22 protein-coding genes, 5 tRNA genes and 1 pseudogene are annotated in these 22,684 nt (G+C 58.9%); 16 read left to right on the top strand and 12 right to left on the bottom strand.

Translation table 11 applies throughout. The features are described 5' to 3' along the window. Positions 1 to 16: 16 nt before the first annotated feature. Positions 17 to 232: a hypothetical protein gene (locus ABV589_RS05270; protein ID WP_150369173.1), complete on the top strand. Its 216-nt coding sequence runs from the start codon at positions 17 to 19 to the stop codon at positions 230 to 232. Between the two features lie 131 nt (positions 233 to 363). On the opposite strand, the gene ABV589_RS05265 is transcribed toward ABV589_RS05270, so the two are convergent. The 3 genes from ABV589_RS05265 to ABV589_RS05255 all read right to left on the bottom strand — a co-directional run bounded on the left by ABV589_RS05265 (position 364) and on the right by ABV589_RS05255 (position 3,170). Continuing rightward, on the bottom strand, positions 364 to 1,149 hold the full coding sequence (locus tag ABV589_RS05265) for a transporter substrate-binding domain-containing protein (RefSeq protein ID WP_367085166.1): 786 nt from the start codon (positions 1,147 to 1,149) through the stop codon (positions 364 to 366). Between the two features lie 154 nt (positions 1,150 to 1,303). Then, the gene (locus ABV589_RS05260; RefSeq protein ID WP_007969577.1) at positions 1,304 to 2,575 is read right to left on the bottom strand and encodes a hypothetical protein; all 1,272 of its coding nucleotides are present in this window, start codon (positions 2,573 to 2,575) and stop codon (positions 1,304 to 1,306) included. 124 nt (positions 2,576 to 2,699) lie between these two features. After that, a complete protein-coding gene (locus tag ABV589_RS05255; RefSeq protein ID WP_367085165.1) occupies positions 2,700 to 3,170 on the bottom strand; it encodes a hypothetical protein in 471 nt (156 codons plus the stop codon). Positions 3,171 to 3,335: 165 nt separating this feature from the next. Here ABV589_RS05255 and ABV589_RS05250 point away from each other — a divergent pair, with 165 nt between their 5' ends. The 4 genes and pseudogenes from ABV589_RS05250 (at position 3,336) to ABV589_RS05235 (ending at position 6,725) form a co-directional block, all read left to right on the top strand. After that, positions 3,336 to 4,001 (top strand): ribonuclease T2, encoded by a 666-nt coding sequence (locus ABV589_RS05250; RefSeq protein WP_367085164.1) that lies wholly within the window; start codon positions 3,336 to 3,338, stop codon positions 3,999 to 4,001. 135 nt (positions 4,002 to 4,136) lie between these two features. Beyond that, positions 4,137 to 4,247, top strand: a pseudogene (locus ABV589_RS05245) (PAAR domain-containing protein); the annotation flags it as partial. 148 nt (positions 4,248 to 4,395) lie between these two features. Then, positions 4,396 to 4,920, top strand: a complete 525-nt coding sequence (locus ABV589_RS05240; protein WP_367085163.1) for a hypothetical protein — start codon at positions 4,396 to 4,398, stop codon at positions 4,918 to 4,920. Between the two features lie 236 nt (positions 4,921 to 5,156). After that, positions 5,157 to 6,725, top strand: a complete 1,569-nt coding sequence (locus tag ABV589_RS05235; protein WP_367085162.1) for a sensor domain-containing diguanylate cyclase — start codon at positions 5,157 to 5,159, stop codon at positions 6,723 to 6,725. Positions 6,726 to 6,802: 77 nt separating this feature from the next. Here ABV589_RS05235 and ABV589_RS05230 read toward each other — a convergent pair whose 3' ends face one another. Continuing rightward, complete coding sequence (locus tag ABV589_RS05230; protein WP_003226473.1) at positions 6,803 to 7,108, bottom strand: hypothetical protein; 306 nt, start codon at positions 7,106 to 7,108, stop codon at positions 6,803 to 6,805. Between the two features lie 89 nt (positions 7,109 to 7,197). Then, positions 7,198 to 7,782 (bottom strand): GNAT family protein, encoded by a 585-nt coding sequence (locus ABV589_RS05225; protein WP_202370427.1) that lies wholly within the window; start codon positions 7,780 to 7,782, stop codon positions 7,198 to 7,200. Between the two features lie 127 nt (positions 7,783 to 7,909). Between ABV589_RS05225 and xth the strand changes: the two genes are divergently transcribed. Both xth and ABV589_RS05215 read left to right on the top strand, forming a co-directional pair. After that, positions 7,910 to 8,704 carry an exodeoxyribonuclease III gene (xth, locus tag ABV589_RS05220; protein ID WP_367085161.1) on the top strand — a complete coding sequence of 265 codons (795 nt, stop codon included), beginning with the start codon at positions 7,910 to 7,912 and terminating at the stop codon, positions 8,702 to 8,704. A gap of 100 nt (positions 8,705 to 8,804) precedes the next feature. Further along, positions 8,805 to 9,632, top strand: coding sequence for an arylamine N-acetyltransferase (locus tag ABV589_RS05215; RefSeq protein ID WP_367085160.1), 828 nt, complete (start codon positions 8,805 to 8,807; stop codon positions 9,630 to 9,632). Between the two features lie 2 nt (positions 9,633 to 9,634). Here ABV589_RS05215 and ABV589_RS05210 read toward each other — a convergent pair whose 3' ends face one another. Together ABV589_RS05210 and ABV589_RS05205 are read right to left on the bottom strand one after the other, a co-directional pair. Beyond that, positions 9,635 to 9,967, bottom strand: a complete 333-nt coding sequence (locus tag ABV589_RS05210; protein WP_367085159.1) for a BrnA antitoxin family protein — start codon at positions 9,965 to 9,967, stop codon at positions 9,635 to 9,637. A 3-nt stretch (positions 9,968 to 9,970) separates the two neighbouring features. Next, a complete protein-coding gene (locus ABV589_RS05205; RefSeq protein WP_367085158.1) occupies positions 9,971 to 10,255 on the bottom strand; it encodes a BrnT family toxin in 285 nt (94 codons plus the stop codon). A gap of 254 nt (positions 10,256 to 10,509) precedes the next feature. Here ABV589_RS05205 and ABV589_RS05200 point away from each other — a divergent pair, with 254 nt between their 5' ends. Continuing rightward, positions 10,510 to 12,033, top strand: a complete 1,524-nt coding sequence (locus ABV589_RS05200; protein WP_007969565.1) for a nucleobase:cation symporter-2 family protein — start codon at positions 10,510 to 10,512, stop codon at positions 12,031 to 12,033. Between the two features lie 207 nt (positions 12,034 to 12,240). On the opposite strand, the gene ABV589_RS05195 is transcribed toward ABV589_RS05200, so the two are convergent. Next, positions 12,241 to 12,316 (bottom strand) — tRNA-Asn (locus ABV589_RS05195). A gap of 219 nt (positions 12,317 to 12,535) precedes the next feature. On the opposite strand from ABV589_RS05195, the gene ABV589_RS05190 reads away from it, so the two are divergent. Continuing rightward, on the top strand, positions 12,536 to 12,766 hold the full coding sequence (locus ABV589_RS05190; protein ID WP_007969215.1) for a hypothetical protein: 231 nt from the start codon (positions 12,536 to 12,538) through the stop codon (positions 12,764 to 12,766). On the opposite strand, the gene ABV589_RS05185 is transcribed toward ABV589_RS05190, so the two are convergent. Then, a complete protein-coding gene (locus ABV589_RS05185; RefSeq protein WP_007969217.1) occupies positions 12,763 to 12,963 on the bottom strand; it encodes a hypothetical protein in 201 nt (66 codons plus the stop codon). The two genes, ABV589_RS05190 and ABV589_RS05185, sit on opposite strands and share 4 nt — an antisense overlap. Before the next feature lie 225 nt (positions 12,964 to 13,188). Beyond that, the gene (locus ABV589_RS05180; RefSeq protein ID WP_367085157.1) at positions 13,189 to 14,385 is read right to left on the bottom strand and encodes an amino acid aminotransferase; all 1,197 of its coding nucleotides are present in this window, start codon (positions 14,383 to 14,385) and stop codon (positions 13,189 to 13,191) included. Between the two features lie 337 nt (positions 14,386 to 14,722). Between ABV589_RS05180 and uvrB the strand changes: the two genes are divergently transcribed. Next, the gene (gene uvrB, locus ABV589_RS05175; protein WP_367085156.1) at positions 14,723 to 16,738 is read left to right on the top strand and encodes an excinuclease ABC subunit UvrB; all 2,016 of its coding nucleotides are present in this window, start codon (positions 14,723 to 14,725) and stop codon (positions 16,736 to 16,738) included. A gap of 139 nt (positions 16,739 to 16,877) precedes the next feature. On the opposite strand, the gene ABV589_RS05170 is transcribed toward uvrB, so the two are convergent. Both ABV589_RS05170 and ABV589_RS05165 read right to left on the bottom strand, forming a co-directional pair. Then, a complete protein-coding gene (locus ABV589_RS05170) occupies positions 16,878 to 18,368 on the bottom strand; it encodes an MDR family MFS transporter (protein WP_367086173.1) in 1,491 nt (496 codons plus the stop codon). A 49-nt stretch (positions 18,369 to 18,417) separates the two neighbouring features. Continuing rightward, positions 18,418 to 19,467, bottom strand: a complete 1,050-nt coding sequence (locus ABV589_RS05165; RefSeq protein ID WP_367085155.1) for an HlyD family secretion protein — start codon at positions 19,465 to 19,467, stop codon at positions 18,418 to 18,420. Between the two features lie 229 nt (positions 19,468 to 19,696). Between ABV589_RS05165 and gltX the strand changes: the two genes are divergently transcribed. The 6 genes from gltX (at position 19,697) to ABV589_RS05135 (ending at position 22,673) form a co-directional block, all read left to right on the top strand. Further along, complete coding sequence (gene gltX, locus ABV589_RS05160) at positions 19,697 to 21,178, top strand: glutamate--tRNA ligase (protein ID WP_367085154.1); 1,482 nt, start codon at positions 19,697 to 19,699, stop codon at positions 21,176 to 21,178. Positions 21,179 to 21,436: 258 nt separating this feature from the next. Further along, a tRNA-Ala gene (locus ABV589_RS05155) sits at positions 21,437 to 21,512 on the top strand. 79 nt (positions 21,513 to 21,591) lie between these two features. Next, positions 21,592 to 21,667, top strand: a tRNA-Glu gene (locus tag ABV589_RS05150). A gap of 53 nt (positions 21,668 to 21,720) precedes the next feature. Then, positions 21,721 to 21,796 (top strand) — tRNA-Ala (locus ABV589_RS05145). Positions 21,797 to 21,877: 81 nt separating this feature from the next. Then, positions 21,878 to 21,953: transfer RNA gene (locus tag ABV589_RS05140), tRNA-Glu, on the top strand. 180 nt (positions 21,954 to 22,133) lie between these two features. Next, the gene (locus ABV589_RS05135) at positions 22,134 to 22,673 is read left to right on the top strand and encodes a TetR/AcrR family transcriptional regulator (protein WP_007969225.1); all 540 of its coding nucleotides are present in this window, start codon (positions 22,134 to 22,136) and stop codon (positions 22,671 to 22,673) included. Positions 22,674 to 22,684 lie beyond the last annotated feature (11 nt).

Genomic DNA, 22,684 nt, shown 5'->3' with positions numbered 1-22,684 from the left:
CAAGGGGAGCCGCACCATGCGCACCAATGTCGTCAAAGTGCTGTTGATCGCCGCAGCTGTCTCGGTGTTGAGTGCCTGTTCGGGCGCCGGTGGGCTGACCACCACCAGTTGTTTTTCCTCGGATTGTCAGTCGCCTGAGGGGCGCACAAATGCAACGACCCTGAAGTTTGGTGGCAACAGTATTGGTAGCAGCTTGAACCAGTACAGCTCCGGGATGTTGCATGACGATTGAACAAAATCGAGGCTGAACCTGTGGCGAGGGAGCTTGCTCCCGCTGGGGCGCGCAGCGGCCCCAGAAAAGAAGGCCTGCTGCGCAGTCCAGCGGGAGCAAGCTCCCTCGCCACAAAGTTCGTGCCTGGACGATTACTGCGGCAGCGCCAGCCACTCACCAATGACCTTCTGATAACTGCCAGTGACTTTGCTCAGATGCAGCCACTGATCGACGTACAGTTTCCAGCTGATGTCATCGCGCGGCAGCAGGTACGCCTTCTCGCCGTACTGCATGTACTGGTGCGGATTCACCGCGCACAACCCCGGTTTGAGTTTCTGCTGGTACAGCGCTTCCGAGGCGTCGGTGATCATCACGTCGGCCTTGTTGTCGAGCAGTTGCTGGAAGATCGTCACGTTGTCGTGCAGGGCCAGTTGCGCCTTGGGCAGGAACGCGTGGACGAAGGCTTCGTTAGTGCCGCCCGCCGGTTCAACCAGACGCACGTTGGGCTGGTTGATCTGCTCGATGGTCTGGTATTTGGACTGGTCGGCGCAGCGCACCAGCGGAATCTTGCCGTCGCTGTCGAGGGTGTTACTGAAGTAGGCTTTTTTCTGCCGTTCCAGCGTCACCGAAATGCCGCCCATGCCGATGTCGCACTTGCCGGCCTGCATGTCCGGCATCAGGGTTTTCCAGGTAGTCTGCACCCACTCGACTTTGACCCCGAGGCTGTCGGCCAGCGAGCGTGCCATGGCGATGTCGATACCTTCGAAGTCGCCGTCGGTGCGCTTGAAGGTGTAGGGCTTGTAGTCGCCGGTAGTGCAGACGCGCAGTTGGCCTTGTTGCTGGATGCTGTCGAGGTGCGAAGGGCTTTCCTGAGCGTGAGCGACGCAGGAAAGGGCTAGAAAAATGCCGAGCAACGCCGATTTTTTTTGATTGTGCATATTTACCGGACTTTTTTGAGGGAGTGGATTCGCAGGGGAAGGTGTTTAGTAACACACGATCCGGCTGCTGATCCACGTTCTTTGGCGGTGGCAATATGCAGTTTGCTGATGCGGTACGTGGCCGTTGCTGTCGCCAGAATTTCCCAGCCTATCTTCAGTCAGCGGAGAAGGGGACCACAGCTTTGGCAGGTTCAGTCATCTGATCATTCAAGCGTTTGAATTCGAGCGCTCGTGGTGATGCGTGAATGGGTTTGAAAACAGCTAAGCGCAAATGCTCCCAACCCAAAACGTGCTCAGCGCGCTGTTGCCAGGTGAGCGCACGCGCAAGCCCGGGATGCCATGGTTTCTGGGTCACCTTGCTGTTGCGTGTGGCGATGCAAAAGCCTGTGTAGCGGGGCAAGTCATATAGGTTCAAACGCTGCAAATCTCTGCTGCACAACAGCAAAACGTCGCCGAAGGCGAACAATGGAAATGCGGTGACTTCAACCTTTTTCTTTTCATTGAGTCTGGTCCTCCACGCTCTGTTATCCACGTCTCCCAGGCTGATATTTTCGTCGAGAATGAACCGTGCCGGCTGCTGACGGATAGCCAGATTTCCTGCGGCGGCGTAGGTGATGCTCGGCATTGCACCTGGTGATAAAAGAAGAAACCCGCTGAACAGCACCAATGCTGTTGCGATGCCATAAGCGATACGCGCGAAGACATGACCTTTGCTGATGTAAAAAATGAAAACCGGAACAAGACTGAAAATGAGTGTGCCGAGGGAGAACAACCCGACAACCACCACCGCCTGCGCGTTATCTTCGCCGACGTAGGTCGAGATAATCAGCAATGTGGGGAGTGACGCACACAGAACGGCAAAGCCGATCATGCTACCGATCAAGAGTCGGAACCCGTTTTTCTTCCAGACTCCCATTCGACGGGTGTTTTTGTTGAAAATCTTTCGGAAGTGTTTGAACAGGAAAAGAGCAAGGTAGGCGAGCAGGGTCGAGGAAAAAACAAACAGCATCGAACCTCCGGCGCTGAATGTATTCGAGAACTTGAAAAGCAGAAAAGTGAAGGTACAAAAGCCAAAGCACAAAGGAAGCAGCAACCAGGCAGCGATCTGCTTGTGCCTTTTTGGCACTTTTTCGAACATCGATACGGTAATGCCGTAGAACCATGCGCTGGCGGAGAGCACGCCAAGGTAGCCCACCATGATCAGCACGATCAGTAAAAGCCAGATAGCAAGGGCTGACTTGGCATCGCTACCTGCCAGGAAAAGGTCAGTACGACCAATTGCCCGGGTGTAGACGTATAGCCCAAGGATTGCCAACCCTGCGCCGAGAAAACCCAGAGTGACGGTGATCTGGCTCCAGTAATTAAGAACACGTTTGAAATTGCGCTTGAAAAACTGTGTAAACGTTGGTGCGGTCGAAGCATCCATGCGAACAAAATTTCCATCGAGTATGACTAGTGGTCCTGTAACGACAAATGGCCAGAATTCTTTAGGAAGTCTGGCCGTTGAGTGTGGCGGGTCTTTGTTGTTCTGAGCGGTGAACGTGAAGAAATTACAGGCCCAGTCCTTCCTGCACCACCTGCAACAGATTGTTCTCGGTCAGCGCAATCGCATCCAGTTCCAGACCGGTTTCCACCGTCTGCAGCCACCAATGGCTTTCATGATGGTCATCGACGGTACGCAGCAGGTAGGTGTTGCGCTCGGGCAGGGTGATCTGCACGCGGCCGGCGCCGTCTTCGGTGAACCGGGCGATGGGATCAAAGGTCAGGGTTTGCTGGTTGGCTTCGATCACCAGTTGGTCGATCGCGTAATCGTGACTTTCGCCATCGGGTGAGCTTTCGCAAACGTGGGTTGGATTGCGGCGGATTTTCAGGCCGACTTCGGTGACGGGTTGCAGCCAGGCTTCGATGCGGTGGTACAGATCGTAGACCTGCGCCGGCCAGCAATCGATCTCCAGCGCGGCATCCGCATGGGTGTGCCGGGTTTGCTTGAGTTTGGCGGCGAGTTCGTCTGCTTTACTCATTTCGGATCCCTTGGTTTGATGTCTGCCTGTTAATCGTAGACCGTTCAACGGCGTACGGCCTTGCCTTGCGTCATGCGCTTGCAACACAAGCATGGCGAAATCAGCGCTGGCCAAGTCTGGTCAGCATCGAAAACCACGGACGCAGGCGTCCCAAGGAGCGGGTACATGAAAAAGCTGTTTACAATTCTGGCGCTGATCGCGCTGACGGCCGGTAGCATCGGCCTGAGTTCGGCGCGTCAGTCGAACGCCAGCAAAGTACAAACGGAAGCGGTGGCGGGGCAGTTCGATTATTACCTGCTGACGTTGTCCTGGTCGCCGACCTTTTGCCTCACTCACAAGGATGACGTGCAGTGTTCCGGCAAGGGTTACGGCTTTGTGTTGCATGGTCTGTGGCCGCAATACGCCAATGGCGGCTGGCCGGAATCCTGCCCGCCACTGACCATGTTGTCGGCGGCGGAAACCACCAAGGGCCTTACGCTGTTCCCGACCAAGAAACTGCTCGATCACGAATGGTCCAAGCACGGTACCTGCAGCGGTCTCGGCGCAATGGGCTATCTGGAGGAAGCGGACAAAGCGGTTGGCGCGGTGAAAATCCCGCAGGAGCTGCAACCGTTCAGCTCCTCGTATTACTTCGAAGCCCAGGAAATCGCCGACCTGTTCCGCAAGGCCAATCCGGGGATCCCGGCGGATGGCATCGCGGTGATCTGCAGCGGCCCGGAACTCTCGGAAGTGCGGGTGTGCATGGGCAAGGATCTGCAGTTCGGCGCGTGCGGCAAGGGCGTGAAGACGCAGTGCCGGGCGGGGGATATTCGGGTGCCGCCGTCGCGTTGATGCGAGCGGTTTCACGAACAGGAAAGGGCGCCCGAGCGGGCGCCTTTTTTTCGCCTGAAGGTTTGAAGCACCCGGAAAATTCACGCATGCTTGCGCCCCCAAAAGGATGACCCGCAACACTGCAAGGAGCTGTTCATGAGCGGAAAACCCGCCGCCCGCATCACCGATCCAACCGCCTGCCCACTCCCGGGGCACGGCACTAATCCGATCGCCAGTGGCTCGCCGAATGTGAATTTCGACGGCTTGGTGAAAAGTGGCTTATCTCCTGTGGCCCTTCATTGAACGTCAATATGAATACTAATCATGCAAATGCATTGGGGTTGTTTACTGCCCGTATCGCGGGGAGCAAATCTGCAGCCGATATGCTTTTTGACTCAATCACGAAGGATTTTCCATGATGTACAGGTTACTCCTCTGCGGCTTGCTCGCTATTTGCTCTGGTTGTGCGAAAGACCACACAAAGCCTCCCGCAAACCTGAGCTTTGAATCTGTGGAAAGAGAAAAGTCGCTGCTATACATCATCCGGTATCAGTCGGACGTTGATGTGTTGGATCTTTTTGATCGCGGGGAGCGAGTTGGGATGATTTCGGGCATGCTTCATTGCGCATTGGCGGATGATCATGATTTCTCAGTAGGCAAAGCCATACAGTTTTCCGCATCCGGTTTGATACGGCCGGAAAAAAATGAAAACAACAAGGGAAAGTTTTCCTACCTTACTCGCGCATTCCTCAGTGAAACTTCCAGCAACCGAAGTTCTGAGAGAAATCTTTCAGTAACAGAACTGAATCACCTCCTCGCCAACAAACAACAAATCCCCTGCAAAGTCGTCGTCACCGCGTACGGCTACAAACCCTACTACTCAAACATCATGAACCTGCCGGTCGCGGATCTGCTGCGGGAAATCAACAAACCCCGTTAGCCGTCATCGGTGCGCTGCGCGATTGCCCGGCGCAGATACGCGAGGGCGATCACCCGCAAAACCACAACTGAAAATAAATCGACGTGCGGAGGTCATCCAAATCCCTCGCGCGCCGATACAACGGGGCGGGCGTGTATTGGCGCGGCGGGTTTGCCGTGCACACCCCGGTGGGCTACGCTCACGAAAAGCAAGGGTTTCGGGCTGCGGCCCCTGTCGTACCTGCCCAGGACACGTTTTTGCCAATCCCCATTCACGACCCGCATCAGACTCCCGGCACGCTTAAACGCCTGCCGCTGCGCAAGGCGGCAGCGCTGTTCATCGTTGCAGTGTGCCTGTGCCTGTCCGGCTTGCTCTATCTGCAACTGGAGCAGACACGGCGCCAGGATCTGGCGACTGCGCAAATGGCGTCCATCAACCTGACCCGGGCCATGGCGCAGCAGGCCGAAGACACGTTTCTGGCCGCCGACCTGGTGCTTACCAGTCTGGTGGATTGGGTCGAGGACGATGGTTACGGTGCCGCGCAGCGACCTCGTCTGCAAAAAACTTTTGCACGTCGGGTGCAGCAACTGGAGCAGTTGCACGGCATGTTCCTGTTCGATCGCGAGGGCCAGTGGGTGATCACCTCGTTCACCGATCTGCCCCGTGGCAATGGTGTGGCTGACCGCGAATACTTCAAGTTTCACCAGCAGAACGTTTCCACTGTGGCGCACATCGGCCCGGCGATTCGCAGCCGCGAAAATGGCGAGTGGATCATCCCGATCTCGAAACGCATCAACGACCGTGCCGGCAATTTCCAGGGCGTGCTGATGGCCGGGATCAAGATGGCGTACTTCGACCGGTTCTTCAAAAGCTTCAGCCTTGATGACAACGGCATCATGTTTCTCGGACTCAAGGACGGCACGTTGCTGGCGCGGCGACCGTTCGACGAAGGCCTGATCGGCTCGTCACTGGCGCAAGGCAGGATTTATCAGAAGCTGCTGCCCGAGGCTCCAGCCGGTACCGCGATGATCAAGTCGGTGGTCGACGGCGTGGTGCGTTTGTACGGCTACCGTCAGTTGGGCTCGTATCCGCTGGTGGTCGCTGCGGCGTCCTCGCGCGACACGATTCTCAAGGGTTGGTACGAGCGGGCCTTTCAGTCCAGCGTGATTGTGGCGTTGGTGATTCTCGGCGTCGGACTGTTCGGCTGGGTGTTCATTCATCAGGTGCGCGACGGCGAGCGCATCGAGAAAAACCTGCGCAAGGCGCAGCGCGCACTGGAGCAGATCGCGACCCACGACAGCCTGACCGGACTGGCGAATCGGCGCCTGTTCGAGCGTTCACTGGAAGTCGAATTTGCCCGTGGCGCACGGCAGTCGAGTCCGGTCGGCCTGATCATGCTCGATATCGATTTCTTCAAACGCTACAACGATGCCTACGGCCATGTGGCGGGCGACCATTGCCTGACGCAGGTGGCGCAGGTGTTGAAAAATTGCTGCCAGCGCAAGGCTGACCTGGCGGTGCGTTATGGTGGCGAGGAGTTTGCGGTGCTGCTGCCGGATACCGATATAAATGGCGTATTGGCGATTGCCGGGCAGATCCGCCGCAGCGTGATGGATAAACGCATCACCCACAGCGGGTCACCGACCGGGTATCTGACGGTGAGTCTGGGCTGCTATTCGTTCATCCCGAGTGGCAATGACAGTCTGGAAGTGTTTATTCAGCGTGCAGACGCGGCGCTTTATCAGGCGAAAAATGCCGGTCGCAATCGCGCGGCGGTGTTGTCGCTGGATGCAGGCTTTGCCGAGTTGATTCGTTCGGATCGCTGAGGTTTCGACGCTTCAACAAGCGTGAGGGAGCAAGCTCCCTCACGCGGGTCTCATCACCAACCGTAACGCCGGTTCGTTCAGCTGCCCGAGCCACCGCCCGCACCGCCGGTTCCGCCCCCGGCCGCGCCTGTACCGCCGCCAGCCCCCGAGCCAGAGCCCATGGCGCCGCCATTGGTGCCGGTGCCGTTGCCAGAACCAGGGCTACCCGCACCGTTACTGCCGGCAGGTGCGCCCGGGGTGTTGTCCGGCGGCTTGGGCGTGCTTTTGTTGACGTCGGGGTTGGTACTCGATGTGCCAGAGCTGTCGTTCGCCGCGAAGCTGGCAGCCGAGGTGGCGGCGAGCAGGCCGGCGAGTAACAACGAGGTGAGTGTGCGTGTAGTCATGGTACGTCTCCAGAAGGGGTCGGTTACCTGACTTTGGTCTGACGCTTTTACCCGTTGGTGCCGATTGCCTGACGAGCGGTTGTCGAGCCTCAGTGTCGGTCGGCCGCCAGTTTCTGCTCCAGTGCCTGACGCACCTGCGGCCACTCGTCATCGATGATGCTGAAGCGCACCGAGTTGCGTTTGCGGCCGTCGGGCATGATCCGCTCGTGGCGCACGATGCCTTCCTGTTGCGCACCGAGGCGCAGAATCGCGTTGCGCGACTTCTGGTTGTTCTCGTCGGTGGTGAACTGCACTCGCACGCAATCGAGCACCTCGAAGGCGTGGCGCAACATCAGGTATTTGGCTTCAGTGTTGACGAAGGATTTCTGCCAGCGCGCGGAAATCCAGCTGCTGCCGATTTCCAGCTTGCGATTGAGCGGATCAATCTTCCAGAACCGGGTCGAGCCGATCACTTCGCCGCTATCCTTCAACACAATCACAAACGGCATGACCGTGCCGGCGTCGCGGCCGTCGAGGGCCTTCTTCAGATAGCTGTCGACGGTACTCGCCGACGGCACCACGGTGACGGTGAGGTTCCACAGTTCGCCGTCGGCGGCAGCGCGGAGCAGGGCGTCGGCGTCGCTGTACTGAAGCGGACGCAGGAGGATGCGCGGGCCTTGCAGGGTGGTGAGCATGGAATCGAGTCTCGGCAGTTCGGGGCAATGGCGAGCGCTTATTACGCCGCAGCGGGTTGATCCGATGCAACCACCGCCGTCAGCACAGGGTCACAATTTTCACACCTTGTTCGCCGGAGCCTGAACGATGAAAAACCTGCGGATCGCCACGTTCAACGTCAACGGCCTGCGCGCACGCTTGCCGAACCTGCTGGAGTGGCTCAAGCGCGAGCAACCGGACATCGCTTGTCTGCAGGAACTCAAGTCGGTCGACAGTGCATTCCCCGCCGCCGAACTGGAGGCAGCGGGGTACGGCGCGATCTGGCACGGGCAGGCGTCATGGAACGGCGTGGCGATTCTCGCCCGCGATGCGCAACCGCTGGAGAGCCGTCGCGGTCTGCCGGGTGATCCGGACGACAAGCACAGCCGTTATCTTGAAGCGGCGGTGCATGGGGTGTTGGTCGGCTGTCTGTACCTGCCCAATGGCAATCCGCAGCCGGGGCCGAAGTTCGACTACAAACTGGCCTGGTTCGAACGCCTGATCCGCTACGCCAAGGATCTGCAAGGCAGCGATCATCCGGTGGTGCTGGCCGGCGATTACAACGTGGTGCCCACCGACATGGACATCTACAACACTCGCTCCTGGCTCAAGGATGCGCTACTGCAACCCGAGAGCCGCGAGTGTTATCAACGGCTACTGGATCAGGGCTGGACTGATTCGCTGCGCTATCTGTATCCCGAGGATCGCCTCTACACCTTCTGGGATTATTTCCGCCAGCATTGGCAAACCAACTCCGGTTTGCGCATCGATCATCTGCTGCTCAACCCGGCACTCAGTCCGTATCTGCACGAGGCCGGGGTCGACGCCTGGGGGCGCAACGAACCGCACGCCAGCGACCATGCTCCGACCTGGATTCGCATCGGTTCACGCAAGCGGCGGTAGCGCTGATTGGCGAAATCAATTGTCGGAGTCGTGGCCTGATCCCGTATACCTGTCGGCCAGCGGCGCAGCGATCCGCGGCCACATGCAAAAGGACTGAGCAATGAGCGAGCCACGTCTGGCGAATCCGGCGTTATACCTGCAACGTCTGGGCTTCGATGCCCCACCAGCACCGACCCTGGCAACCCTGCAGCAGTTGCAGTTGCGCCATACCGGCGTTTTTCCCTTCGAGAATCTGTCGACGATCACTGGCGCGCCGGTGCTGATCGATCTGGCATCGGTCGAACAAAAGGTACTCCACAGTGGCCGGGGTGGTTACTGCTACGAACTGAACAATCTGTTTCTGGCGTTGCTGCAGGAATTGGGCTTCGAGGCCCGTGGCATCTCCGGACGCGTGGTATTGGCGCAACCCGAGGGAACCTGGACGGCGCGTACCCATCGCTTGAGCCTGGTGATCATCGACGGCGAGCGTTACATCACCGATGTCGGCTTTGGCGGCATGGTGCCGACTGCGCCGCTGCTGCTCGATAGCGAGGCTGAACAGCCGACGCCGCATGAATCCTATCGTATCGAGAAACAGGCCGACGGCTACATGCTACGCGCCAATGTCGCAGGCGAGTGGCGCGCGATGTACCTGTTTGATCTGCAACGCCAGGAAGACATCGATTACACCCTTGGCAACTGGTACGTCTCGACCCATCCCGAGTCCCCGTTCGCCAAACGGCTGATGATTGCGCGCACTGGCGATGGCTGGCGTCGGACCCTGAACAACGGCAGCTTCGCGATTCATCACATGGGCGCCGACAGCGAGCGCCGCGAGGTAGCGGATGTCGATGAGTTGATCGAGGTGCTGGAGCAGGAGTTCGGCTTGCGTCTGCCTGACCAGCCGCATGTGCGAGAGTCGCTGGGGCGGATGCTCGTACCGGCCTGATCTCAGGGCTTGGCCTCCGGCTCCAGTACCCGGCGGATTTCCCCGGCCGCCGCCGAGAGCTTTTTTTCCAGGCTCTTGAGGTCGGCGGCGGTGATGCCTTTCTTGAATTGCCCGGAGTGGGGCGGCTCGACGTCCTGCGTTTTGCTGCCAGCCTCCAGCAGGGCATGGCGCAGAGTGTTGTTGATCACCGTCTGATAACCGAAGCCTTCGTTTTCCGCCACGCTACGGGCGGCTTCGATGACGGCGTCATCGAGCATGATGGTGATGCGGGTCTTGCCCTTGGCGGGCGCCAATGCGCCGCGCTTGCCCTGCGAGAAATCGTATTGATCTTTCATCGTTCAAGTCTCCAGAAAGTAAGCGCAACGCTCGCTCGGTGTGACGGCACGTGCAGAAATGATTCGTACGACATTGGCCCCGCGATAACTGTACGCAACCACTAGCAAACGCCCTTTGCCGTCGAGACCGAGAGTGATCCAGCGCTGTTCGTCATGGTCGTTGTCCTCGATCGTCAGCGCGCGTTCGTCGTGAAAGACCGGCTCGGTCTCGGCAAGGCTGACGCCTCTGTGCTTGAGTTTATTGGCTGCGTTCTTGCTTTTGTCGTACTGAATTTCGAATGACTTCATTATGCATACTTTATATGTATAAAAAAGAGCGCCGATGCACCGCTGGTCGCCATGAACACTTCAGCCTGGTGGGCGCTGATTCGAATGAAGGAAGGAGTGTGTTGCCGGATTTGTGGGGGGATGGAGACAGTGAGATAGAAGGTTCGGTGGCTACCTATCCATTATGTGACTGACAAGTTGTATACAACTCTATGGACATTTGTCCTGAGTATTGAATACAGTGTGCGCATAACAAAAACCAGGGAACCCCCCACATGAAAACGCCCCATGTTTCACACCAACGGCCCGAGGACGAAAATCTCGGGGTCGGCGCGAATATGGCTTACGGCCTGCAACATGTTCTGACCATGTACGGCGGTATCGTTGCGGTGCCACTGATCATCGGCCAGGCGGCCGGGCTGTCGCCGGCGGACATTGGTTTGTTGATTGCTGCTTCATTGTTTGCGGGGGGGCTGGCGACACTGCTGCAAACCCTGGGTCTACCGTTTTTTGGCTGTCAGTTGCCGCTGGTGCAGGGCGTGTCGTTCTCGGGTGTGGCGACCATGGTCGCGATCGTCAGCAGTGGCGGGGAGGGCGGCTTCCAGTCGGTGCTTGGCGCGGTGATTGCCGCGTCGTTGATCGGCTTGCTGATCACTCCGGTGTTCTCGCGAATCACCAAGTTCTTCCCGCCGCTGGTGACCGGCATCGTGATCACCACCATCGGCCTGACGCTGATGCCAGTGGCCGCGCGCTGGGCCATGGGCGGCAACAGCCACGCGCCGGACTTCGGCAGCATGCAGAACATCGGTCTGGCGGCGGTGACGCTGGTGCTGGTGCTGCTGCTGAGCAAGGTCGGCAGCTCGACCATCTCGCGCCTGTCGATCCTGTTGGCCATGGTGATCGGCACGATTCTGGCGGTGTTCCTCGGCATGGCCGATTTCTCTGGTGTCGCTCAAGGGCCGATGTTCGGCTTCCCGACGCCGTTCCACTTCGGCATGCCGACCTTCCACTTCGCCGCGATTCTGTCGATGTGCATCGTGGTCATGGTGACGTTGGTGGAAACCTCGGCGGACATTCTGGCGGTCGGTGAGATCATCGGCACCAAAGTCGATTCCAAACGTCTGGGCAACGGTCTGCGCGCTGACATGCTGTCCAGCATGTTTGCGCCTATCTTCGGTTCGTTCACCCAGAGCGCCTTCGCGCAGAACGTCGGACTGGTGGCGGTGACCGGGATCAAGAGCCGTTATGTGGTGGCCACCGGCGGTATCTTCCTGGTGATTCTCGGCTTGCTGCCGTTCATGGGCCGGGTGATCGCTGCGGTGCCGACCTCGGTGCTGGGCGGTGCCGGTATCGTGCTGTTCGGTACGGTGGCGGCGAGCGGCATCCGTACGCTGTCGAAGGTCGATTACCGCAATAACGTCAACCTGATCATCGTCGCCACCTCGATCGGCTTCGGCATGATCCCGATTGCCGCGCCGAACTTCTACGATCATTTCCCGAGCTGGTTCGCGACCATTTTCCATTCGGGCATCAGCTCGTCGGCGATCATGGCGATTGTGCTGAACCTGACCTTCAACCACTTCACTGCCGGCAACTCGGACCAGCAGTCGGTGTTTGCCGCGGCAGAAGAGCGCACCCTGCGTTATCGCGACCTGGCGGCGCTGCGTGAAGGCGATTACTTCAGTGACGGCAAGCTGCATGATTGCGATGGCAAGGAAGTGCCGGTGATCGAGCCTGATGAACACGATCATGGGCATGGCGCGCCGAAGCCCCAGGTGAAGAGCAGCGAGCACGTCTGATCGCTGACTGGATGAAAAAGGCCGAACTACAGTTCGGCCTTTTTATTTGAAGATCAAAAGATCGCAGCCTTCGGCAGCTCCTACAGGGGAACGCATTCCAAATGTAGGAGCTGCCGAAGGCTGCGATCCTTTGATCTTTTGATCTTTTGACTTTTCGAACGCCCACAAAAAAGCCCCTGAATCTTTCAATTCAGGGGCTTTGCTATTTGGCTCCACAACCTGGACTCGAACCAGGGACCCAATGATTAACAGTCATTTGCTCTACCAACTGAGCTATTGCGGAATTGGTGCGTATGTTACTGATTCAAAAAGAGAAGTCAAGCGTCGGGTGTAAAGTTTCTGCTGTCAGCAGGACGGACGGTGATTTGTCAGTGATTGGCGATTACCAGAACCGCCCCACAGGTCTACCATGGCTGCCCGGAAGTGGTCACACGCGCTGCCGGCCATTCGCCGAAAAGGTACGCGCCATGAAGCCTGCAATCCGCAACAACGAGGTGCTCGCATGAGCATCGCGCAAATCAGTCTGCCCAAGGGCGTTGGACCCCACGCCGAGAAACTCTTCGACGCAATCACTCAGGCCGGCACGGCTGAGGAACTCAATCGCGCTGGCGGTAAAGCCGAAGGTTTCGTGCTCGGCCTGGAAAGCACCAAGGCGATCAAAAGCCAGATCGCCGAATCGCTCTACGTCGCGTATGACGATGCCGCGAGTCAGCGCGCGAGCGAACTGGCTTAACTGCCGAAGGTAATCGTTCCGAGCAGCAATTTGGCGTACGCTGCGGTGGCCGCCAGTTGCACCAGCCACAGGGCGAGACCGCCGAGAAACACCCCGGCGGCGACTTGCAGCACCAGGTTTTTCTCGCGTTTGGCCGTAGTGCGCGGGATGAAATCATCCAGGTCGTCACGGTCGGCGCGCAGGTTGTCGTTTTTCATTTGGGTTCTCACAGAATTCTTGGATAAACACAAAACTCTGTAGGCCTTCGCCTGCTCGCGATAGCGTCTTGTCAGCCGAAGCATCATTGCTTGACCCACCGCTATCGCGAGCAGGCTCACTCCTACAGGTTGATTTGTGTGCAGTCTAGAGGGTGTGGAGATCATTCCGGGACAAATAAAAAACGGGAAGCCCCAAGGCTTCCCGTTTTTCATTGCCAGGCGAAATCAGATGACCTGAACGATCGCATCCGTTACCGCTTTGATGTTGCTCTGGTTCAGCGCAGCCACGCAGATGCGGCCGGTGTCCAGGGCGTAAATGCCGAACTCGTTGCGCAGGCGGTGCACCTGTTCGGTGGTCAGGCCGGAGTAGGAGAACATGCCGCGCTGACGACCGACGAAGCTGAAGTCACGCTGCGGGGCTTTTTCGGCCAACAGGTCCACCATCTGCTCGCGCATGCCGCGAATGCGCAGACGCATTTCTGCCAGTTCGGCTTCCCACTGGGCGCGCAGTTCCGGGCTGTTCAACACAGCGGCGACGATGCTTGCACCGTGAGTCGGCGGGTTGGAGTAGTTGGTGCGGATCACACGCTTGACCTGCGACAGCACGCGCGCGCTTTCTTCTTTCGATTCGCTGACGATCGACAATGCACCAACGCGCTCGCCGTACAGTGAGAACGACTTGGAGAACGAGCTCGAAACGAAGAAAGTCAGGCCCGATTCAGCGAACAGACGCACGGCTGCGGCGTCTTCGTCGATGCCGTCGCCGAAACCCTGGTAAGCCATGTCGAGGAACGGCACGTGACCTTTGGCCTTGACCACGTCCAGCACGTTTTTCCAGTCGGCCGGGGTCAGGTCGACGCCGGTCGGGTTGTGGCAGCAGGCGTGCAGCACAACGATCGAGCCGTTCGGCAGAGCGTTGAGGTCGTCGAGCATGCCGGCACGGTTCACGTCGTGGGTGGCGGCGTCGTAGTAACGGTAGTTTTGCACCGGGAAACCGGCGGTTTCGAACAGCGCGCGGTGGTTTTCCCAGCTCGGGTCGCTGATTGCCACGACGGCGTTCGGCAGCAGTTGCTTGAGGAAGTCGGCACCGATTTTCAGTGCGCCGGTACCGCCGACGGCCTGAGTGGTGACGATGCGACCGGCAGCGATCAGCGGCGAGTCGTTACCGAACAGCAGCTTTTGCACCGCCTGGTCGTAGGCGGCGATGCCGTCGATCGGCAGGTAGCCACGGGAAGCGTGCTGAGCAGCGCGAATGGTTTCGGCTTCGATCACCGCGCGCAGCAGGGGAATTCGCCCCTCTTCGTTGCAGTAAACACCTACACCCAGGTTGACCTTGGTGGTCCTGGTATCGGCGTTGAATGCTTCGTTGAGGCCCAGGATTGGATCGCGGGGTGCCATTTCGACAGCGGAGAACAGGCTCATTATTACGGCGGCTCTGAATGGAGAGTGGAGGGACGTGTCGCGCTCCAGCCGAATGCACTAGAGCGGTGCACAAACGGGGAGCTAGTATAGAGGCCATCACCGAGCAATGGCGACAGGCGATTCAGCTTTTCAAGCAAGTTTTTCCGATTATTTCTTGACCGTTAGTCGATTGACTCTGTCAGAGACTTTACCGGATGTAAGACGTTTGCCTTGAAAGCCGAGGCAATCGGCTCCACATTGAGCACAATCTTCGTTTTTCCTTGGGCGACAACGGTCGTTTGCGGTCATCCCCGCGGCTCGGCTGTTTTCTGCGCGAGCCGCGATCCCAGAGGTGTGTATGTCCGAATTCCAGCTAGTCACCCGCTTCGAGCCCGCCGGCGATCAGCCTGAAGCGATCCGCCAATTGGTCGAGGGCATCGAAGCCGGGCTGGCGCACCAGACGCTGCTCGGTGTGACCGGCTCGGGCAAGACCTTCAGCATCGCCAATGTCATCTCGCAGGTACAGCGCCCGACGCTGGTGCTGGCGCCGAACAAGACCCTCGCCGCGCAGCTGTATGGTGAGTTCAAGGCGTTCTTCCCGAACAACGCGGTCGAGTATTTCGTTTCCTACTACGACTACTACCAGCCCGAAGCCTATGTACCGTCGTCCGACACCTTCATCGAGAAGGACGCGTCGATCAACGATCACATCGAGCAGATGCGCTTGTCTGCGACCAAGGCGTTGCTCGAGCGCAAGGATGCGATCATCGTCACCACGGTGTCGTGCATCTACGGTCTCGGTAGCCCGGAAACCTATTTGAAGATGGTGCTGCACGTCGATCGCGGCGACAAACTCGATCAGCGCGCCTTGCTGCGGCGTCTGGCCGACCTGCAATACACCCGCAACGACATGGATTTTGCCCGGGCGACGTTCCGGGTACGCGGCGATGTGATCGACATCTATCCGGCGGAATCCGATCTGGAAGCGATCCGCATCGAGCTGTTCGATGACGAGGTCGAGAGCATTTCCGCGTTCGACCCGCTGACCGGCGAAGTCATCCGCAAGATGCCGCGCTTCACCTTCTACCCGAAGAGTCACTACGTGACGCCGCGCGAGACCCTGCTCGACGCCATCGAAGGAATCAAGGTCGAATTGCAGGAGCGCCTCGAATACCTGCGCAGCAGCAACAAACTGGTGGAAGCCCAACGTCTGGAGCAGCGCACCCGTTTCGACCTGGAAATGATCCTCGAACTGGGTTACTGCAACGGCATCGAAAACTACTCGCGCTACCTGTCCGGGCGCCCGGCCGGTGCGGCGCCGCCCACCCTTTACGATTACCTGCCGGCCGATGCCTTGCTGGTGATCGACGAATCCCACGTCAGCGTGCCGCAAGTCGGCGCGATGTATAAGGGCGACCGTTCGCGTAAAGAAACCCTGGTCGAATATGGCTTCCGCTTGCCGTCGGCGCTGGACAACCGGCCAATGCGTTTTGACGAGTGGGAAGGGGTCAGCCCGCAGACGATTTTCGTCTCGGCGACGCCGGGCAATTACGAGGCCGAACACGCCGGGCGCGTGGTCGAGCAAGTGGTGCGTCCGACCGGTCTGGTCGACCCGCAGGTTGAAGTGCGTCCGGCGCTGACTCAGGTCGACGATTTGCTCTCGGAAATCACCAAGCGCGTGGCGGTCGAGGAGCGGGTGCTGGTCACCACGCTGACCAAGCGCATGGCCGAAGACCTCACTGATTATCTCGCCGACCACGGCGTGCGCGTGCGTTATCTGCACTCTGACATCGACACCGTCGAACGGGTCGAGATCATCCGCGACCTGCGTTTGGGCACCTTCGATGTGCTGGTGGGGATCAACCTGCTGCGTGAAGGTCTGGACATGCCGGAAGTGTCGCTGGTGGCGATTCTCGATGCTGACAAGGAGGGCTTCCTGCGTTCCGAACGCTCGCTGATCCAGACCATCGGCCGGGCTGCGCGGAACCTCAATGGCCGGGCGATTCTCTACGCCGACCGCATCACCGGCTCGATGGAACGGGCGATTGGCGAGACCGAGCGTCGTCGCGACAAGCAGATCGCCTTCAACCTGGAAAACGGCATCACCCCGAAAGGCGTGTTCAAGGACGTCGCCGACATCATGGAGGGCGCCACCGTGCCGGGCTCGCGCAGCAAGAAGCGCAAAGGCATGGCCAAGGCTGCCGAAGAAAACGCCAAGTACGAAGCCGAACTGCGTTCGCCAAGCGAAATCACCAAACGCATTCGCGCGCTGGAAGAGAAGATGTATCAGCTGGCGCGGGATCTGGAGTTCGAAGCGGCGGCGCAGATGCGCGATGAGATTGCCAAGTTGCGTGAGCGGCTTTTGGCGGTTTGATTTTTATCGCCCGGCCGGGCCCCATCGCTGGCAAGCCAGCTCCCACAGAGATTGATGGCGTACACAAAATTTGTGAGCACCATAGAAACCTGTGGGAGCTGGCTTGCCAGCGATGGGGCCGGTACAGACACCACAAAAATCAGTGAGATTCCCCAGCCTTCAGCCCCTGCGGTAATTTTTTGGTCAACAAGATCGCCAGCATGCTGATCCCCAACGCAATCCCGACAAAGTGAAACGCATCGTTGTAAGCCATGATCAGCGCCTGCTGATGCACGATCTCACTCAACTTGCCGAGCGCCGCCGTGTCACTGCCAAACCTGTCGGTCATCGACGCCAGCCGCTCGGCTACCTGCGGATTGGTCGGCACCACCGCTTCACGCAAATAATCGAAGTAGGTCTTGGTGCGCGCATCCAATAGCGTGGCGAGCAGGGCGATGCCGATCGCGCCGCCGAGGTTGCGCAGGATGTTGAACAGGCTCGACGCCGACCCCGCGTCCTGCGGCAGGATGTACGCCGTGGCGATCAGCGAAATGGTCACCATGATCAGCGGCTGACCCAGCGCCCGGATGATCTGGATCTGATTGAACTGCGGCCCGGCGAAGTCCGGGTTGAGCACCCCCGACGAAAAACTCGCCAGGCCGAACAGCCCGAAGCCCAGGGTGCACAGCCACTTCGGCGAAACGAACTTCATCAGCTTGGGCACCAGCGGGATCAGGAACAGCTGCGGCACGCCCATCCACATGATCACTTCGCCGATCTGCAGGGCGTTGTAGTTCTGGATCTGCGCCAGGTACAGCGGCAGCAGATAAATCGAGCCATACAGCCCGACGCCCATGCCGAGGCTGGAAATGCTCGACAAACCGAAGTTGCGATTGCGCAGGATGCCGAGATTGATCAGCGGGTTGGGTTTGGAAATCTGCACGATGACGAAGGTGATCAGGCTGAGCAGGGCAATGCTGCCCAAGGTCACGATCAGGTTCGATTCGAGCCAGTCCTTGCGATGGCCTTCTTCAAGAAACACCTGCAGGCAACCGAGGCCGACACCGAGGGTGAGAATCCCGGTGTAGTCGGTGCTTTTCAGCAGTTCCCAGTGCGCTTCCTTTTTTTCCAGACCGTACATCAGCCCGGCAATCATGATCAGGCCCGGCGGAATGTTGATGTAGAAGATGTATTCCCAGCCCCAGTTTTCCGTGAGCCAGCCGCCGAGGGTCGGGCCGATGGACGGGGCGAAGGTCGCGGTCATGGCGAACATCGCCATGCCCTTGGCGCGATGGTGTTCGGGGAGTTTGATCAGGGTCAGGGTGAACGCCAGCGGAATCAGCGCGCCGCCGGTGAAGCCCTGCATGGCGCGAAAGACGATCATGCTTTCGAGGCTCCAGGCCATCGAACACAGCAACGAGGACACCAGAAACCCCAGCGACACCCACACCGCCAGGCGCCGTGCCGAGAGCAACTGCACCAGCCACGCGGTCAGCGGGATCATGATGATTTCCGCGACCAGATAGGAGGTGGAAATCCACGAGCCTTCTTCCAGTGTCGCCGACAGCGCGCCCTGAATGTCCTTGAGTGAAGAGTTGGTGATCTGGATATCGAGCACCGCCATGAAGGCGCCGAGCATCACGCTCATCACCGCGATCCAGTCCCGCCGGGTCGGTTCGCCGACCGGGCGGATCAGCGAATCACCGGCCATTGTCTGGGGCGTCTTTGATGTTCACGGTGGCGGTGACCGACATGCCCGGGCGAATTTTGCCGTGCAGCGGGTTGTCGGCCTTGAAGGTCAGTTTCACCGGAATCCGCTGCACGACTTTGGTGAAGTTGCCGGTGGCGTTGTCCGGTGGCAGCAGGCTGAACTGCGCACCGGAGGCGGCGAACAGGCTGTCGACCCGCGCTTCGATCGGCGTATCGCTGTAGGCATCGAAGGTCAGCTCGGCTTTTTGTCCGGGCTGCATGTGGCCGATCTGGGTTTCCTTGAAGTTGGCCTGCACCCAGATGTCTTCGTCCGGGACGATCGACAGCAGATACGCGCCGGCCTGCACCACTTGGCCATTGCGTGCGGCACGCTGGCCGATCAGGCCGCTGATCGGTGCGTGGACCTCGCTGCGAGTCAGGTTGAGTTCGGCTTGCGCCAGATCGGCGCGGGCGTTGGCGATCTGTGCGTCGAGGCGTTTGATCTCGGCGGTCAGTGCGTTGACCTGCTGGCGCTGGCTCTGCGCATCGGCCTGGGCCTTGGCCACTTGCGAGCGGGCAATGTGGGCGTCAGCGGAGAGGGTGGTCACCCGTTCTTCGGAAACGTAACCGGGTTTGCGCAAGGTTTCGGCTCGCGACAAATCCATCTGCGAACGGCCAAGCGTGGCCTGGGTGGTCGCCACTTGCGCGTCGCTGGCGGCGATCAGGCTCGATTGTTGGGTCAATTTGCTTTGTGCCTGCAAACGCTCGGCTTCGCGGGTGGCGAGGGCGGCATTGGCGCGGTCGACGGCGAGGCGGAAATCATTGGGTTCAAGGCGCACCAGCAACTGGCTTTTTTCCACGTGCTGGTTGTCCTGCACCAACACTTCGTCGATGCGTGCGCTCAACTGGCTGGAGACGCGGGTGATCTCGCCCTGGACATAGGCGTTATCGGTGCTTTCATAAAAGCGGCCCTTGAAAAACCAATGGGCGAAGAAGCCCCCGGCAATCAACAGCACCAGGAGCAGGAAAATAAACAGACGACGCTTGAGTTGGGCAGGCATGAGGCAAACTGTAGTCGAGGAATTGTAAGGAAAGTTATCTGCGGCTGAATCTGGCATACCGCCGATAAACGGTAAATGCCAATGGCTGATATTCGGGCCGTCACCACGGTCTATGGGCGTTACAGACGCAAACTTGGCTTAAATGCCCTGCCCGCTGGAGCGGGGCGGGTGTCGCCTGTTACCATTCGCCGCTTGATTGTTTTGCTTTTCATTCTTTTCGAGACATGCCATGACCACCGTCCGCACTCGCATCGCGCCATCGCCTACCGGGGACCCCCACGTAGGTACCGCTTACATCGCATTGTTCAACTACTGCTTTGCCAAGCAGCATGGCGGTGAGTTCATCCTGCGCATCGAAGACACCGATCAGTTGCGTTCGACCCGCGAGTCGGAACAGCAGATCTTCGACGCCCTGCGCTGGCTGGGTATCGACTGGAGCGAAGGCCCGGACGTCGGCGGCCCGCACGGCCCGTACCGGCAGAGCGAGCGTGGCGATATCTATCAGAAGTATTGCCAGCAACTGGTCGACATGGGCCACGCGTTCCCGTGCTTCTGCACCGCTGAAGAGCTGGATCAAATGCGCGCCGAGCAGATGGCGCGCGGCGAAACCCCGCGTTATGACGGCCGCGCGCTGTTGCTGTCGAAGGAAGAGGTCGCCGCTCGTCTGGCCGACGGCGAACCGCACGTGATCCGCATGAAAGTGCCGACCGAAGGCGTCTGCGTGGTGCCGGACATGCTGCGTGGCGATGTCGAGATCCCGTGGGATCGCATGGATATGCAAGTGCTGATGAAGACCGACGGCCTGCCGACGTACTTCCTCGCCAACGTGGTCGACGACCACCTGATGGGCATCACCCACGTGCTGCGCGGTGAAGAATGGCTGCCATCGGCGCCGAAACTGATTCTGCTGTACGAATACTTCGGCTGGGAACAACCGGAGCTGTGCTACATGCCGCTGCTGCGTAACCCGGACAAGAGCAAGCTGTCCAAGCGCAAGAACCCGACCTCGGTGACCTTCTACGAGCGCATGGGCTTCATGCCTGAAGCGATGCTCAACTACCTCGGTCGCATGGGCTGGTCGATGCCCGACGAGCGCGAGAAGTTCTCGCTGCAGGAAATGGTCGACAACTTCGACCTCAAGCGGGTGTCCCTCGGCGGGCCGATCTTCGACATCGAGAAACTGTCGTGGCTCAACGGCCAGTGGTTGCGAGATCTGCCGGTGGAAGAATTCGCCGCGCGAGTGCAAAAGTGGGCGTTCAACTCCGAATACATGATGAAGATCGCGCCGCTGGTTCAGGGCCGCGTTGAAACCTTCAGCCAGGTTGCACCGCTGGGCGGCTTCTTCTTTGCCGGTGGCGTAAACCCGGATGCCAAGCTGTTCGAATCGAAAAAACTGTCGGGCGATCAGGTGCGTCAGCTGATGCAATTGATCCTGTGGAAGCTGGAAAGCCTGCGTCAGTGGGAGAAGGACAGCATCACTGCGACGATTCAGGCGGTGGTCGAATCCCTTGAGCTGAAGCTGCGCGATGCGATGCCATTGATGTTTGCCGCGATCACCGGGCAGGCGAGTTCGGTGTCGGTGCTCGATGCGATGGAAATCCTCGGCCCGGACCTGACCCGTTTCCGTCTGCGCCAGGCGATCGACCTGTTGGGCGGTGTGTCGAAGAAAGAAAACAAAGAGTGGGAAAAGCTGCTGGGCGCTATCGCCTAAGCACTTGCAGCTTTGTGTAGGAGCTGCCGAAGGCTGCGATCTTTTGCTCTTGCTTCTAAAGACCAACGGCAAAAGACCGCAGTCTGCGCCAGCTCCTGCAGGTCGGCGGTGTGCGTAAACCTCCCGGATTTTCGGGGGGAGGGCGGTAAGTGATTGTTATGCCGACAAAAAACTTTGAAATTTTTCAAAAATAAGTTTGACAGGCTTTCGATACGCCCTTAAGATTCGCCCCGTCCTCAGCGATGACATCAACGATGAGGGGCTATAGCTCAGCTGGGAGAGCGCTTGCATGGCATGCAAGAGGTCGACGGTTCGATCCCGTCTAGCTCCACCAATTTACACTTCGCAGCCTGGCCACACCGGCTCCGAAGCGATCAACACTCAGCGTTGATCAGTTGTATAGAAGGGTTTGCGTCCCCTTCGTCTAGTGGCCTAGGACACCGCCCTTTCACGGCGGTAACAGGGGTTCGAGTCCCCTAGGGGACGCCAGTTTTACAGAAGTGATGTTGCAAGATGTCACTCCGCCGCGAGGCGAAAAATCCGGGGCTATAGCTCAGCTGGGAGAGCGCCTGCATGGCATGCAGGAGGTCAGCGGTTCGATCCCGCTTAGCTCCACCAATTTTACAGTTCAAGGTCTGGCCACACCGGCCTTGAATCAGATCAGATCTCAGCGCTGATCAGCTGTACAGAAGGGTTTGTGTCCCCTTCGTCTAGTGGCCTAGGACACCGCCCTTTCACGGCGGTAACAGGGGTTCGAGTCCCCTAGGGGACGCCACGATTACCCGCTATGCGGGATTTATAAGGGTCATTCAATTATTGAATGGCCCTTTTGTTTGTCTGGCGTTTGGCCAATTCTCCTTTTTCTTACACTGTGCTTCAGACCAGCGGTCATATCCTCGACTTGCGGAATATTATTATGCGAATAATATTCTAGTCGTAATATTCGGAGGCAACGATGAACGATAAAAAAGCTCAAACCCGCGAACGCATCCTCAAGGCGGCCAGCGCCGCGCTGATGCAGCGTGGCCCGGCGGATCCCAGCGTGGGCGAAGTGATGGGCGCCGCCGGCCTGACCGTCGGTGGTTTCTACGCGCACTTCGAAAGCAAGGACGCCATGATGCTCGAGGCGTTCAAGCAACTGCTCAGCCGGCGGCGCGACCTGATTGCCGACATGGACTCCGAGCTGACCGGTGAAGAGCGTCGCGCCCTGGTTGCTGCGTTCTATCTGTCGCGCAAACACCGTGATTCCAGCGACGCCGCATGTCCGATTCCGGCGTCCATTGGCGAATTGGGGCGTCTGCCGGAATCCTTCCGCATCGCGCTGAACGAGCACCTGGAACTGATGATTGCGCAGTTGGCGTCCAGCCCCGAGGACACCGACAAAGCACTGGCCGATGTGGCGTTGATGGTGGGTGGTCTGGCGCTGGCAAGAGCGCTGGGCCCGGGCGATTTATCCGATCGATTGCTGCGCGCCGCCAAGTCGGCGGTGCGTTGACCTGAAGGCAA

This window comes from Pseudomonas sp. HOU2, assembly GCF_040729435.1.
In the GTDB taxonomy this organism is placed as follows: Bacteria; Pseudomonadota; Gammaproteobacteria; order Pseudomonadales; family Pseudomonadaceae; genus Aquipseudomonas.
Note: the sequence above shows the minus strand (reverse complement) of the source record. Positions and strands in the feature narration are given on the sequence as shown.